The sequence below is a fragment of the Undibacterium sp. Ji49W genome, from assembly GCF_049340205.1.
Taxonomy (GTDB): Bacteria; Pseudomonadota; Gammaproteobacteria; order Burkholderiales; family Burkholderiaceae_D; genus Undibacterium.
Genome location: NZ_JBMPOW010000011.1, coordinates 154,240 through 170,037 on the forward strand (window position 1 = coordinate 154,240; position 15,798 = coordinate 170,037).

Below are 15,798 nucleotides of genomic sequence, written 5' to 3' on the forward strand. Positions count from 1 at the left end.
TCACGGTTTGAATTGCTATATATGATTTAGCTCAAGGCAATAAGACAGCAATGAGCTTATCGTTACAGCAAGCAACATCACTATAGGAGCACAGTATGAATCTCACCATCAGTGGACATCACGTCGAAGTAACTCCTGCAATTCGTGAATATGTACATACCAAACTAGAACGTATCAGGCGACACTTCGACCAGGTCATTGATATCGCCGTCATCCTGACGGTGGACAAGCTCCGGGAAAAGGAAAAACGACACAAAGCGGACATTAATTTGCATATCAGTGGCAAAGATATCCATGTAGAAAGTCTGGCGCATGATCTGTATGCAGCTATCGATACACTGATAGATAAACTTGATCGTCAGGTCATCAAGCATAAAGACAAGATACAAAACCATCAGCACGACGCCATCAAGCACATACCTGATCCGGCATCGGCTTCATAAGACCCCAGTCCTTACCTTAACAGGGTTGTGGACATCCAAAACAAGGACGCTACAGGCGTCCTTTTTGCTGGATGATAGGTTTTTTGTAGATATCGTTTCTGACATTTCAAATAAATAATTTACTTTTATTGCTGTTTGTAGCATGCGTTGCTCAACAAGCTGCGAGTTAGTTGATTCACGGCATTTTTATTGGCGTCATTCCAGCGTGGGTTTGGCTGGAATCCAGCGGCGTTCTATGTATGCCGTGTCGCCCGTTATATGCCACACTTTGATTAAGACGATCGCCCTCCGTGGACACAAGCCGGGTCTCGGCCCGGCAGCCGAGATACTTTCTTTTGCGTCGCCAAAAGCAAGTATCCAAAGAAAAGGCGACCGCAGACTCGCCCTACGGGTGCTTGCGCTGCGCTTCAGCATAATTTGTGCATCACAAAAAATGGGAATATCCGCAACTCGCTTCGCTCAAACATCGGATCTTCTCTTTCCATTTTCTGTGACGCACAAATTACATCGGCCCAAGCGGTTGAAGATCAACAACAACAACAACAACAACAACAACAAACATCTCGCCCCTGCATCATTTCCTCATAAGCATATACACCCCGTGACGCCCACGTCCGACAAAGCTAAAATAGCAGCTTCATCCTCTACCCTGCATAGTCAACCACCATGAGCCAATTTGTACTCACCTCCGTCAAGAACAACATCGGCTATATCATCCTGGATAGACCCAAAGCACTGAACTCGCTGTCTCTCGATATGGTTAGAGCGCTGACAACGACCTTGCTGGCCTGGCAGGATGATCAAAGCGTGCGGGCAGTATTTATCCATGGCAGCAGTGAAAAGGCATTTTGTGCAGGTGGTGATATCCGCTTCTTTTATGATGTAGGCACCGCAACACCAAAAGGTGATTCTGCCTTGCTGGAAGATTTTTTCACCGAAGAATATGCACTAAATCATTTAATTCATTTCTACCCCAAACCTTATATCGCGCTGATGAATGGGGTCGTCATGGGAGGTGGTATGGGTATCGCCCAGGCAGGCAATGACTGCCGCCTGCGCATCGTCACGGAACGTACCAAAATGGCGATGCCGGAAGTGAATATCGGCCTGTTCCCGGACGTGGGTGGTGGTTACTTCCTATCACGTGCACCGGGACAAATTGGTACTTACATGGGTCTGACCGGTGAAGTCATTAACGCAGCCGATGCGCTGTATGCAGGGCTGGCCGATGTATTTATACCGACATCAAAATTGCCTGCCTTGATGCATCTTCTGGAACAAAATACCGCCACCGATGTACGAGCCGCAATACGCGAATTTGCGGTTCCTTTTGCTGATCAGGCACTCCCCGGCAACAGTAAGCTGGCCGCAAACAGATCAGGCATTGATGCCCTGTTCAGCGGAAACTGTGCAATCGAGATCAGCAACAACTTGCAGCAAGACACATCTGATTTTGCACAACAGGCATTTGCCATCATGCAAAAACGTTCTCCACTATTGATGTCTGTCACGCTGGAACAATTACGGCGCAGCGCCAGCATTACCGTATCCGATTGCCTGCGTATGGAAAGAAACATGGTACGCCACTGTTTCAAACACGGTGAAGTATTGGAAGGTGTGCGTGCGCTGGTGGTAGACAAAGACAATACACCACGCTGGTCACCCACCACGCTGGCAGAGGTGACGACAGAACAGGTGGCAAATTTCTTCATCGAGGTATGGCCTACCCACGCACATCCTTTGCGTTTTTTGCAGGGATAAATTACCCCGCAAAAGCAATTTAACTAAAGGTCGCATTGTCATCGCTTTTGAAGTTGCGGTTGCTTTTGAAGTTGCGGTTGCTTTTGACTTTAGCAGTTCCCATGTGTCGACGCCTTTGATGCAAGGCAGAAAATGGAAAAAGAAGGGCCGATGTTTGAGCGAAGCGAGTTTCGGACCTTCCCATTTTTTGACTGGCAGCAAAGGGAACCCCGCAGGGGCGACGACGCCTGGGTCGCCTTTTTGGCCCACCTTTTTGGCGAAGCAAAAAGGTGGGTAGCCGCCGGTCTACCACCGGCCTGCAATCCAAAATGAACGTCTGTTGGCATTGAAAACCAGATTACTCAAAATACTAGAACTCATTTCATAAATAGGGGTGAGATGCGTTTGCCTCATAACGTGGGCTGGCAAGGCGGACGAGGCAGTCAATAGCGGGTCTATTGACAACGAGTCGAATTATTCACACCTTGCAGTCCAGCACGCGTTATGAGGCAAACCCTTCGGGAGCTGGCCGCATTGACACTTCGCGGGCGCATTGCAGCGTTGTGCCGCTTGCCAAGGCACCAGCCTTGGCTGCGCGTCACGCCTTGCACTGCATCCCGAATCACCTTGCTCGCACTCATCCCTATTTATGAAATGAGTTCTAATAATCTGAAATTAACTCACGCAATAGCCTGCCAAAAACACCACTAGATTCCAGCTAGAAACACGCTGGAATGACGTCGATACAAATAACTTGTTTGAAAATTGTGCCAGTTCGTTACTGATGCCAGCTACTTCAATTCAAACGCTCTCTTCCTCCCCTTAAACCACGCCGCCAAACTCGCAATAAACTCTTGCGCTCCATTTTTATCAGATGTCTTCAAACCATGACTGGCACCTGGAAATTCCACGAACTGAAAATCCTTTTCAGGATGCTTCAGGAAATAATCCCGTAAGGCACGTCCTGACTCTATGGGTACACTGTCATCTTTCTCTCCCATCGCTGCCACCATGGGGATATCCAGCTTTGCATATACGTCCAGTGGATCCGAGAACAAATGTCCGGACCAGTAGACATAGGAATGCCCAAAGAATTCTTTTTCCAGATTATTGCCATCACGTCTGATCTCGTCATAAACCTGCAAAAAATAATCTCTCGAGAAAGGCTTGGCATAAGGTTCTACACCACGATCTGCAAAGATCAGAAATTCTTCACTTTGCTTCAAACCACCACTACCCGCCGTCGCCAGCCAACCGATTTTTTTATTGTCTCTGGCGATATAGGGGGCTATCGCTCCGCCCTCTGAAAATCCCAGTACAGCGATGGAACGTGCGGGCATTTTCTTTAGATCAGGCTCCTCCCCTATAAACTTCAAATGATCGGATAAACGTATTTCAAATTTGTCAGCAGCCAGAAATTCCGACGAACATTTACTGCCGTCAGCCCTTTTTATGACGCCATATTTTTCAAGATAATAGACATTAACCGGTTCAGGATACCGCTCAAAGAACTTGGGTAATCGCGCCGAAAAATCATCACAACCCGAACCACTGACCAATATTATTGCCTGCCCCTGGGTCACTGATGCAGGATCAGAAAAATGGTAATACCGTCTTTCCTTGCCATCAATACTGATATGGTGTTCCTGAAGGGCTGGTGCTGCGATTCCTGAAGTGCAAAAGAAGATCGTCAACGTCAAAATCGACACGCGAAAACAAGAAGAAAGTGAAATCATAAGAATGCACTAAGCGGAAATTTTGATGTTATGCCATTTTTCTGGCGATAGCTGCTTCCACTAAAATAACATAAGCAATGTAAATTTTTTAAGGAATTTCAATAAAAAAATGGAGAGCAAGCTCTCCATTTTTCGGTGAAAACAACATCAATCAATGATGCGCACCACCACCCAGATAAGCCGCCTTCACAGCCGGATCATTTTGCAGATTCGCTGCCGGTCCATGCACCGAGATACGTCCATTTTCCAGCACATAGCCATAATCTGCCACAGCCAGGGCAGCCGCTGCAAATTGCTCCACCAGCAGCATGGTAGTACCCTCCTCTTTCAGGCGCACAATAATGCGGAAGACTTCATCCACCAGTATAGGTGCCAGCCCCATGGAGGGTTCGTCCAGCAAAATGACATCGGGATTAAGCATCACCGCCCTGGCCATGGCCAGCATCTGCTGTTCGCCGCCAGATAAAGTGCCAGCCAGCTGATTGCGACGTTCTTTCAGACGCGGAAATAAATCCATGGCTTTTTGTAAGTCAGTATCTATATCGCCACGCGGACGGCTACGGGTAAAACGGGGGAAGGCACCCAGCAAGAGATTGTCTGTCACCGACATGGTGGCAAATACGCGCCGCCCTTCGGGTGAATGGGCCAGACCGGCGCGTGCGATCTTGTGTGAATCCATGCCTGTCACATCTTTTCCGGCCAGCACGACAGAACCTTCTTTTGGTTTCAGCATGCCGGAAATGGCGCGCATGGTCGTGGTTTTTCCGGCGCCGTTTGATCCTATCAGGGTCACCACTTTTCCCTTTGGTACTTCCAGAGAAATACCGTGCAAGACTTCCACCTTGCCATAGGCTGCATGTAAATTTGAAATGCTCAACATGATGTTCTCCTTATGCAGCGACGATGTCGGCTGCATCTGCCACACTGCCACCAAGATAAGCTTCTATCACTTTGGGGTCAGCCTGTACTGCCGCAGGTTTGCCTTCGGCGATTTTCTGGCCAAAATCAAGCACGGTCACAATATCGCAGATCGACATGACCACATCCATATGATGTTCAATCAGGATGATGGTAATACCGTGTTCTCGTATCTTGTGGATGATGGCAATCAGATCCTTGATGTCCGGAGCAGTCAGACCCGCAGCAGGCTCGTCCAGCAATAGCAATTGCGGGTTCAGGCCAAGCGCACGCCCGATTTCCAGCAGGCGCTGTTTGCCATATGGAAGGTTACGTGCCTCCTCATTCGCCAGGTCGGCAAGACCTACAAAATGCAGCAGGCTGGCAGCCCGTTCACGGGCCTGACGTTCTTCACGCATATAGCGCGGTGTATGCAACATGACGTCCAGCACATTACTGCGGAAGGTATTGTGCAGGCCCACCAGAATATTCTCAGTGGCCGTCATTTCACCAAACAATTGCACGTTCTGGAACGTACGTGCCACACCACCCAGCGCAATGGCTGACGGGGTATTGCCGGATATCACATGACCACCAAATTCCACCACACCATCGGTAGGCTGATAAATGCCGGTCAGAACATTCATCATGGTGCTCTTGCCTGAACCATTCGGACCAATCAGGCCATGTACCGTGCCCTTGGTAATTTGCAGATCGACCTGGTTCAATGCCTTCAGTCCACCGAACTGCATCAGTACTTTTCTGGCGGTTAGCAATACGCCAACCCTGGCCTCACTTGCCTTCACGATGGCAAGGTCGTTACTGGCTTGTGCACTGGCAGCATCCAGTTCCACATGACGCGCCCCTTTGCCGAACAGGCTATTGACAAAACCAACGATGCCGTCCTGCAGGTAATACACAACAAACAGGGTCATCAAACCAAAGATGGTCAGACGCCAGTCTGTAATGTTTTCCAGCTTGTAGGAAAACAGGGCCATGGCTACTGTTGCGCCAACAGGTACCAACATCTCGCGGACGGTCTTGCGCTGTTTGACTATGGCTGCGCCACCCGCCAGTACAGCAATCACAGCCGCGACGCTGGCGATTTTGCGGAACAGTTCTATATCAGCCAGCAACGATGGCAGCATGACCACGATCAGAGCACCAAGCAAGGCGCCACTGCGGGTTTTACGACCACCCATGATGACGGCCAGCAAAAACATGATGGTCAGTTCAAAGTTGTAGGTATTGGGTGAAATATACTCTTCGGAATACGCATACAAACTGCCTGCCAGACCGGCCAACGCAGCGCTGATGACGAAGGCGATGACTTTGTAGCGATACACCGACACGCCCATACAGTCAGACGCAATCGGGCTGTCACGCAAAGCCTGGAACGCCCGGCCAAGATGCGACCGCAGGATGCGATGAACCACGATAAGAGCAAGCACCATCATCGCCGCAACGACATAGTAGTACTCCACCTCGTTGAGCTTGTAACCGAACACAACTGGTTTGGTCAGCTTGATACCCATTGGGCCTTCTGTCAGGAAACTCATTTCATTGATCAGAATCGTAATGATGGTACCAAATGCCAGTGTTACCATAGCCAGGTAAGGCCCCGTCACCCGCAACGCTGGCAAGGCCAGCAGGGCACCAAACAAGGCCGCGACAGCGATGCTGCAAGGTACAGCAACAAGGAATGGCAATCCCAGTTTAAATACCAGCACACCGGTGGTGTACGATCCTATGCCAAACAGGCCGGCATGGCCGAGAGAGACCTGCCCAGTATAACCAACCACAATGTCGAGGCCAAACAACAGAATGGCATAGATAAGTATGGTTTCAACCAGGTGCAGATAATACGGATTGTGCATGACAACCGGGAACAGACCCAGGGCAGCAATTCCGACAATAGAAACGAGTAAGGTCTTTTTATTCATGATACGGCCTCATACTTTCTTGATGGCAGTCTTGCCGAACAAACCTGCGGGTTTGATCGCCAACACCAGCAACAGCAATACCAGACCAGGTACTTCCTTGTAGCCGGTAGAGATGTAAAAACCGGTCGTGGTTTCGGCAATACCCAATATCAGACCACCCACGATAGCGCCGACACCAGATGTCAAACCACCGATAATTGCCACCGCAAACGCTTTCAAACCAAGGGCAGAACCCATGGTGGCACCAGTCAGTGTCAATGGAGCGACCAGTACGCCGGCAAACGCCGCCGTAGCAGAAGACAGTGCATAGGAAAAGGTAATGACCATGCTGGTATTGATGCCCATCAGGCCAGCCGCATCCCGGTCATTTGAGGTAGCGACAACCGCTTTACCGTAAATGGATTTGCGGTTAAAAAACTCCACCGCCAGCATCATTGCCAGCGCGCCCAGTACCACCACCACTTGCATCGGTTGTACATTGGCACCGAATATCTGGAATGGTGCTGCCGACAATGGCGAAGGAAAAGTCAGGTCATCCTTACCCCAGATATTTTCTGCGACATTTTTAAAAATGATGGCGAGCGCGATGGTGGACATGATCCAGCCGAATTCGGATTTGATCTTAATGGCAGGACGCACGCCTATCCATTCCACAAACATACCCTGCAAGGCACCAAAGACGATGACTATGGGTATCATGAGCCAATAATTCATATACGGGCCACCGTGAATATTGCCGACCACACTGAGGCCAACCAGGGCCCCCAGCATCAGCGCTTCACCCTGACCGAAATTGAGCGTGCCCGACGTGGCAAAGGTCAACTGGTAGCCAAAGGCGATGACCGCATAGATCATGCCCAGGGCAATACCGCTGAAAACAAGCTGAAGTAAGATTTCCATTTTTTCCATCCAATGGAGTGCAGCTTACCAGCCGGCCCGGGAAAGCCCCGGGCCAGTGAACAAGCTGACTGACTGAAAAAAAGGCCAGCCCCGGAGTGGAACTGACCATTTGGCTACAGAGTGCGCCTATGCCTTATTTGGCAAGAACGATGTGACCACTCTTGGCTTCCCCCATGACAGGGATGCCAGGCTTGATGGCTTCATGATCATCATGCGTAAAAGGTTTGTTGTACGTGGTAACCACACCTTCGACTTTTTCATTCAGGTTTTCCAGCGCTTCACGGACTTTGACGCCATCAGTACTGCCCGCCTGCTTGAAAGCCGCTGCCAGCAGATAAATTGAATCATAGCCCTGGGCTGCAGAGACGGCTGAAGGCATACGTTCCAGCTTGTATGCTTTTTGATAGGCTTCGATGAAGGCTTTGCGCTTAGGTGTATTCGGGTCTTGAATAAAGGTTTGCGGCATCATGGCACCATCACCATTCTTACCGGCATTGTCAAGGAAGTTACCCATGGACAGTGTCCAGCTGCCTATCATCGGTACTTTCCAGCCCAGCTTTTCCATGCCGTTGGCAATCTGCGCCAGTTCAGGGCCGATACCGTAGGTCAGAATAACTTGCGCACCACCTTGTTTGGCCTTCAGCAACTGGGCCGTCATGTCTACATCTTTGACATTGAATTTTTCTACGGCGACTGGCTTGATGCCTTTTGCAGCCAATACTTTTTCCAGATCTTCACGGCCAAGCTGACCATAATTGGTCGAATCAGCCAGGATGGCGACTTTCGTGAATTTGCCCTTGGTAACGGCTTCATCAACAATCATTGCTGACTGTATGGTGTCACTGGCAGCTGTACGGAAAATGTAATTGTCTTTGTGTTCCGGCGCGAGGAATTGCTTGGTGACTACACTACCTGTCGCCACATTATTCATTACCGGAATTTTGGCTTCCTGATAAAAACGCTGTGATGCCAGTGCCACACCGGTGTTGATATACCCGACGGTTGCGGATACTTTTTCTTTATTGATGAGCTCTTGCGCAACCTGTACACCGCGCTCGTTTTTTGCTTCATCATCGCGCTCTACCAATTGCAGCTGGCGTCCCAGGACACCACCTTTGGCATTGATTTCGCTGACAGCCAGTCTGACACCGTCACGCATCGATACACCCATTGGGGCAGAGCCACCAGTAAAAGGGCCGGCAACACCGATTTTGATCGGATCAGCTGCATGGGCAACAGCCACCCAGCTCAACAATGCGGACGCAACTAGGGTTTGGATTTTAAAGGACATGCTGGTCTCCTGAATTATTTTTTGGTTGGTAGTTCAAAAATGGAATTAATGAATTACCGCACCAAGTTAGCAGGAAGTGATCAACATGTTGAAAATTACGATACTTAAGTAATACTACGCAACGTCAGGGTATTCAATCGCCAACGGTTGCTGAATAAAATTCAGCACAACCCGCCAAGCCTTATGTAGCAAGGCTTGGCGGGCTCTGTCGTATTTTTTTAACGGGTCTCTTCGATGAAAAAAACTTTAAATCAATAATTTTTTTCATGCATGTAGTGAATTTTTTTCATCCATTCATTGCAAGGCAATTGTTTCTGCAACATAAATAGGACTTACGCAAAATCGTCCCAGCAAGGCTATCGCTTTTAGGAAACCTCCCTTGCAGGGGAGGTTCGTTACGTCGGCAGGCAACATGTTGCCTGAAACTCCGACTGCACCTATCGCTTTTAGGAAACCTCCCTTGCAGGGGACGTTCGTTACGTCGGCAGGCAACATGTTGCCTGAAACCCCGACTGCACCTATCGCTTTTAGGAAACCTCCCTTGCAGGGGACGTTCGTTACGTCGGCAGGCAACATGTTGCCTGAAACCCCGACTGCACCTATCGCTTTTAGGAAACCTCCCTTGCAGGGGAGGCTCGTTACGTCGGCAGGCAACATGTTGTCTGAAATCCCGACTACACCGCAGCGACGAAGACAGTATGAATGGTATGGCGATTTGGGTAAGTCCTAATAGTCCTAATTACAAGGCCGGGATTACTTGAGCAAGCTGAACACCTTGCTGATGGCCTTGCTGCCAGCACCAATCGGGTCCTTGCGTATGGCTTTTTCTTCCTCCGCTATCATCACGAACAGACCATCCATGGCTTTCTGGGTGACATAGCCCTCTACCGTTGCCTCTTGCGGGGAAACGGCACCAAACTTCTGCGCCTGCCCCATGATGCTATTGTATTTGGCCGACAAACCCGCTTTGTCCGTCACACCCTTGACCATGGGCAAGAACTTGGCGCTGAGTGGCGTTGCGGTTTTTTCCTTGAAAAAATCGGTCACGGACGTGTCGCCACCGGTCAGGATATTTTTTGCGTCAGTCAGCGACATGGACTTGACTGCATTCACCAGCAAAGGCTTCGCCATAGGCACGGCAGCTTCGGCAGCGCGGTTCATGGAAACCACCAGCTCATCTAGTTGCTGGCCCTTGCCTGTCATTTGCAAAATGGGGCGCGCTTTTTCCAATATCGAAGGCAATTGAATCTTGACCTTGTCATTGTTCAGGAACCCGTTTTCCACCCCCAGCTTGCTGACTGCTGCGGCAGAACCCTTGTCCAGGGCTGCTTTCAGGCCGGTACTGGCATCCTGGTTTGTTAAATCAGCAAATGACTGGGCCAGGGCAGCACCGGCACCCCCGGCGATGACAACAGTTAACAGCAGGCGGGTGCACAGGGAAGAAATGGAGGACATGTTTTTTCCAGAATAAAAGGGAGGCCATGATAGCCCGGTTTCAGATTCAAATTTCATCGACCATGAACAAGCGGCGGTGCTCGCGCATGGCATATCGATCAGTCATGCCAGCAATATAGTCAGCAATTTTTCTTACCTGCAATTGCAAACGTTCTTCTTCAGGCAGTGCCTGTTTCACCTGATAATCAGGCGGCAACAGATTCGGCTCCTGGAACATGGCGCCGAACAATTCACTGATGGTCCGCCTGGCCTTGAAGGTCATGCGGTTGACCTGATAATGCCGGTACAGGTTTTCAAACAGGAATTGTTTGAGCGCCTGCGCCTCTTGATACATGGGTTCGGAAAACGCAATCATTCTGTCCATGTCACGTACTTCATCGATACTGGCCGGTGCACATTCACGAATTTTTTGCGCCGAGGTCTGTATCAGATCAACGATGAGCGTATTGATCATGCGCCGTATGGTTTCGGCAATTGCTCGCCGTCCATTGATACCGGGATAACTGGCATCCACGATGGCGCGATGGCGGGCATAAATGTCCAGATCCATCAACTGCGCCTCCTGCAACAGGCCGGAGCGCAAGCCATCATCGATGTCATGATTATTATAGGCGATGGCATCAGCCAGGTTGGTCACCTGCGCTTCCAGGCTGGGCCTTTTCTTTTCAATAAAGCGCAGGCCAACATCGCCCAGCAATCTGGCATTGGTGATGGAGCAATGCTTGAGTATGCCCTCACGGGTCTCGAAAGTCAGATTCAAGCCGTCAAAAGCGCCGTAGCGTTCTTCCAACTGATCGACTACACGCAGGCTTTGCAGGTTATGTTCAAAGCCGCCAAAGGCCTTCATGCAGGCATTCAGCGCATCCTGACCGGCATGTCCAAAAGGAGTGTGCCCCAGATCATGCGCCAACGAAATGGCTTCGACCAGATCTTCATTCAGACGCAGATTACGGGCGATGGAGCGCCCGATCTGGGCGACTTCCAGGCTATGAGTCAGACGGTTACGGAATAAATCGCCTTCATGATTGACGAAGACCTGGGTCTTGTATTCAAGCCGGCGAAAAGCGGTGCAATGAATGATGCGGTCACGGTCACGCTGATATTCACTGCGTGTTGAAGATGTCTCTTCAGCGTGACGTCGACCTCGCGTGCTGGCAGATTGTGCTGCATAGGGAGCGAGGTGAGCGTCAGAGAACATGATCGTCAGTGGGAAATACAGCTACGCAGGGTTTGCAGCAGGATATCGTGGGGAACAGTGGTAATAACGGCCTGGCCCAGCGGTTTCAACAAGATGAACTTGATCTTGCCACCTTCATTCTTCTTGTCAACTTCCATCAATTCCAGCCAGCGTTCTTCGCCCAGATCTGGTGCCACGCTAGGTAACCCTGCGGCTTCCACCAGTTGCTTGATGCGGGTCTTGCTGACGTAATCCATGTAACCAAGGCGGCAAGACAAATCTGCTGCCATCACCATGCCACAGCCAACCGCTTCGCCATGCAACCATTTGCCATAACCCAGACCTGATTCTATGGCATGGCCGAAAGTATGACCAAAATTCAAAATCGCCCGCAAACCGCCTTCGCGTTCATCCTGGCGCACGATATCGACCTTGATTTCACATGAACGCAAAATCGCATGTGTCAGGGCTGCGGCATCTTTTGCCCGCAAGGCAGCCATATTGGCTTCTATCCAGTCAAAAAATGTGGCATCTATGATCGCACCATGCTTGATCACCTCTGCCAGACCGGCAGACAATTCCTTATCTGGCAGGGTTTGCAGGGTAGCAATATCGGCGATCACCGCCTGTGGCTGGTAAAACGCGCCTATCATATTCTTGCCCAGCGGATGATTGATGCCAGTCTTGCCGCCAACCGACGAATCGACCTGTGACAACAGGGTAGTCGGCACCTGAACGAATGGGACGCCACGCATATAGGCAGACGCAGCGAAGCCTGTCATGTCACCAATCACACCACCGCCCAATGCCAGCAAGGTGGTTTTTCTGTCACATTTCTGCTCCAGCAGCGCATCAAAAATCAGCATCAGGCTGGACCAGTTTTTCTGTTCTTCGCCATCAGGCAACACAACGGATACCGCTTCCTTGCCGGCAGCACGCAGGCAAGCTTCCAGTCCGGCCAGATAAATAGGAGCGACAACGGTATTGGTCACGATGACGATACGCTTGCCCTTGATCTGCGATTGCAGAAACTGGCTATCAGACAACAGGGAAGAGCCGATGGAAATGGGATAGCTGCGCTCACCTAAATCGACGTTCAAGACCTTGCTTGAGGAATTATTTTCGGGAGACATAGTTTGCTTTGTACTGCCATCGGCCTCAGTGCCGAATTGTTGCGGCAATTTATCCAGGATGGACTGCACTAAAAATTGAACATTCGGCCGCCCGGTTTCAACAACCAGATGGGCAACTTCCTGATATAAGGGGTCACGCTGGGATTCTAACTCTTCCAGCTTCTTGCGGGGATCACCGGTACGTAATAAAGGCCGGTTTTTGTCGTGCCGGGTACGCTGCAATATGCTTTGTATTCCGGCGCGCAAATAAATAACGGTGCCGCGCTCATGCAAAAACTTCCTGCTTTCTGCATTTAACACGGCACCGCCACCTGTAGCCAAAACGATATTTTCCTGTGCCGTTAAATCACGGATGGCATCCGCTTCACGCTGGCGAAAACTGGCCTCGCCCTCGATCTCGAATATCACGGGGATAGAGACGCCGGTTCGCGCCTCCACTTCGTGATCAGAATCAATAAATCGCTTATTAAGTTTTTTTGCCAGGGCTCGGCCAACCGTAGTTTTGCCGGAGCCCATCAGGCCTACTAGAAAAATATTCTTCAAAACTGATTACCTAGTTCCACGCTGTCCAATCAATCCCCCTTGCTTCATGACAAGGGGGGACAGTTACGGTTCGAAGCAAATAAACACAGTTCATTAGAATTTTCTTACCGCAGTCAGATATTAACAGCCTCCAACAGCCAGATTCAAGATTCTCATGGTACTGGTTACGGTCGTATTATTACTATCTTTGACTTGAATAAGTACCGGTGTATCTGCTGCCACACAACGTGTACCTTGCGTACCCAAACTAACATTTACGGTACGTCCGTTAAATGTGAGCGGATTCAAAGGATCAGGGCTTGTACCAGCAACCGTAGCCAACAACGGAGTATTGGTAAATACCTGGAACGGAGCAACACCACCTGAAATGGTCAAGGGAATAATACTGTTGTTGGTTTCATTGATACTCCAATCTACAGGATTCAAGCCCAAGGTTGCTGACGCGGCATTGACTACAACGGGTACAGTGAAAACACCGCCTTGGGCGTCGGTCACTATAACATTTGTGGTGCGACCAACATTGAGCAGTGTGACTGTCACGGTTCCTGCACTATTCAAGGTAGCACCGCTGACGATCGCTACATTTGAAGAGTTGCTGGATGTTGTCGTGTAAGGAGCACTACCACCAGAAATCGAGATGGATACGGTATCTCCCAGATTACCAACAATGGAAATTGGTAATACGGACAAGTTCGCATTTTGACCCGTGACGACTGTCACTGAAATAAGAATTGGCGCACCAACGCTGTCCACCAATCTAATGGTCGCAATACCTGCTGCCACGCCTGTAATAGTCATACTGCTACCTGCAACTACCGCAGTCGCAACACGTGTATCGCTACTCGTCGCTAAATAAGGAGCGGTACCACCACCAACAATATAGACCGGTGCAGCACCTGGAGCCAAAGATATTGCCACTGGTGCCGAAGAGTAAAGGGGCACTGCTGTACCAGAACCAACACTGACAGCGATTGCTACGGGTGTTCCCGACGCATCCTTGACTTGGATAATCGCGTTACCTGTTGCCACACCAGTGATTGTCAATGTGGTCCCGCTTACCGATACTGTCGCTATCGCTGCGTTGCTGCTGGTCGCAGAGTACGGCCCATTACCACCACCAATTTGATAAGTCGGAGAAGCAGCCACAGCAATAGTCACGGATGCTGGTGCTGTTGTGAACAAACTATTGACGGCACCACTACCAACTGTAACGGTAATAGTGATCGGGTTACTGCCACCCGCTTCGCGCAGAACAACATTTGCACTACCAGGAATGATACCGTTAATCACCACATTCGAGCCTGAGACAGATGTGGTAACCACGCTGGTATTGCTGCTGGTGGCCGTGTAAGGCAAGCTTCCGCCACCAAGTACATAGGTATTACTACCGCCCACTGCGATTGTCACAGCACCTGGCGCGGTCGAATAGAAAGTCGCACCAGAACCGATTGTTACGTTGATTGGCACTGATGCACCCAAGCTATCCTTGACTGTCACAGTAGTAGTGCCTGGAGTTACGCCAGTAACAACAAATTTATTGCCATTGATACCGACTGTTGCAATCTGCGTATTACCACTGGTAGCAGTGTATATCTGACTACCACCACCGATAGAGAATGTCGGGCTGGTGGTACCAATGCCAACGGTCAGACTTGCCGGAGCAGAGGTGAACAGGTTAGCTGTTGAACCAACAGTGACTGATATGCTAACGGTGCCGATAGACGCATCCCTTACCACAACCGTAGTCGTGCCGACTGAAGCACCAGTAATCGTCAAAGTCGTTCCTGAGATAGAAGCTGTACCTACAGCATTATTACTACTACCCACAGAGTAAGGTCCGTTACCGCCACCTACTTTGTAGGTCGCAGCAGCACCAACGCCAACATTGATTGAGCTAGCGGCAGTAGTAAACAATGGATCTATAGAACCGACCACAACTGTAATATCCACCAGAGCACCTACACTGTCCTTGACGGAAACTGTAGTCCTGCCACCCGTCACACCCGTCACGGCAAAAGTATTATTGCTTTGCGTAACAGTCGCAATCGACGTATTGTTACTAGTAACGGTATACAACAGGCTACCACCACCAATAGTGTATGTAGTTGAATTTTCACCAACACCAACAACAATACCTGCTGTAGGCGCTGAAGTGAACAAGTCCACGCCACTACCTATCGTGACGTCAATGCTGACCGAAATGCCAGCGCCATCCTTGACGGCGATCGTGGCTTTGCCACCATTACCGCCTTTGATAGTCAGGGTGGTACCGTTGACCGTCACAGTGGCTGCTGCAGAATTACTTGTTGCCGTGTAAGAAGGAACGCCACCGCCTATGCTATAGGTACGCGTTTCACCCGGCGCGATCGTCAAGGCACCGGGCGCAGTCGTAAACAAGGCGACTCCGTTTGTATTACCTGGTGAGCCACCGCCACCACCACAAGCCGTCAGGCCGACAAGTAGTAATAATGCGAACACTTCGCGAATAAACTTCATCATGAAACACCTATAGTTAAACAAATTCGTAAAATTGGTACTAG

At 50.0% G+C, this 15,798-nt stretch carries 11 protein-coding genes; 2 read left to right on the top strand and 9 right to left on the bottom strand.

Going from position 1 to position 15,798, the window contains the following annotated elements:
* The first annotated feature begins 95 nt into the window (after positions 1-95).
* Positions 96-443, top strand: coding sequence for a ribosome hibernation-promoting factor, HPF/YfiA family (gene hpf, locus ACO0LK_RS15450; protein WP_186950434.1), 348 nt, complete (start codon positions 96-98; stop codon positions 441-443).
* 666 nt (positions 444-1,109) lie between these two features.
* On the top strand, positions 1,110-2,204 hold the full coding sequence (locus ACO0LK_RS15455; RefSeq protein WP_422976504.1) for an enoyl-CoA hydratase/isomerase family protein: 1,095 nt from the start codon (positions 1,110-1,112) through the stop codon (positions 2,202-2,204).
* Between the two features lie 770 nt (positions 2,205-2,974).
* Here the strand turns inward: ACO0LK_RS15455 and ACO0LK_RS15460 are convergent.
* The 9 genes from ACO0LK_RS15460 to ACO0LK_RS15500 form a co-directional block, all read right to left on the bottom strand.
* A complete protein-coding gene (locus tag ACO0LK_RS15460; RefSeq protein ID WP_422976506.1) occupies positions 2,975-3,892 on the bottom strand; it encodes an alpha/beta hydrolase family protein in 918 nt (305 codons plus the stop codon).
* Positions 3,893-4,070: 178 nt separating this feature from the next.
* On the bottom strand, positions 4,071-4,799 hold the full coding sequence (locus tag ACO0LK_RS15465; RefSeq protein ID WP_422976508.1) for an ABC transporter ATP-binding protein: 729 nt from the start codon (positions 4,797-4,799) through the stop codon (positions 4,071-4,073).
* Between the two features lie 10 nt (positions 4,800-4,809).
* A complete protein-coding gene (locus tag ACO0LK_RS15470) occupies positions 4,810-6,759 on the bottom strand; it encodes an ABC transporter permease subunit (protein ID WP_422976510.1) in 1,950 nt (649 codons plus the stop codon).
* 9 nt (positions 6,760-6,768) lie between these two features.
* Positions 6,769-7,659: a branched-chain amino acid ABC transporter permease gene (locus ACO0LK_RS15475; RefSeq protein WP_422976512.1), complete on the bottom strand. Its 891-nt coding sequence runs from the start codon at positions 7,657-7,659 to the stop codon at positions 6,769-6,771.
* Between the two features lie 133 nt (positions 7,660-7,792).
* Positions 7,793-8,950, bottom strand: coding sequence for an ABC transporter substrate-binding protein (locus tag ACO0LK_RS15480; protein ID WP_422976514.1), 1,158 nt, complete (start codon positions 8,948-8,950; stop codon positions 7,793-7,795).
* A gap of 753 nt (positions 8,951-9,703) precedes the next feature.
* The gene (locus ACO0LK_RS15485; RefSeq protein WP_422976516.1) at positions 9,704-10,405 is read right to left on the bottom strand and encodes a DUF4197 domain-containing protein; all 702 of its coding nucleotides are present in this window, start codon (positions 10,403-10,405) and stop codon (positions 9,704-9,706) included.
* A gap of 46 nt (positions 10,406-10,451) precedes the next feature.
* Positions 10,452-11,603, bottom strand: coding sequence for a deoxyguanosinetriphosphate triphosphohydrolase (locus tag ACO0LK_RS15490; RefSeq protein WP_422976518.1), 1,152 nt, complete (start codon positions 11,601-11,603; stop codon positions 10,452-10,454).
* A gap of 5 nt (positions 11,604-11,608) precedes the next feature.
* Positions 11,609-13,231: a bifunctional shikimate kinase/3-dehydroquinate synthase AroKB gene (aroKB, locus tag ACO0LK_RS15495; protein WP_422976591.1), complete on the bottom strand. Its 1,623-nt coding sequence runs from the start codon at positions 13,229-13,231 to the stop codon at positions 11,609-11,611.
* Between the two features lie 147 nt (positions 13,232-13,378).
* Entirely contained in the window at positions 13,379-15,757 is a 2,379-nt protein-coding gene (locus ACO0LK_RS15500) for a beta strand repeat-containing protein (protein ID WP_422976520.1), read from the bottom strand.
* Positions 15,758-15,798: the final 41 nt, after the last annotated feature.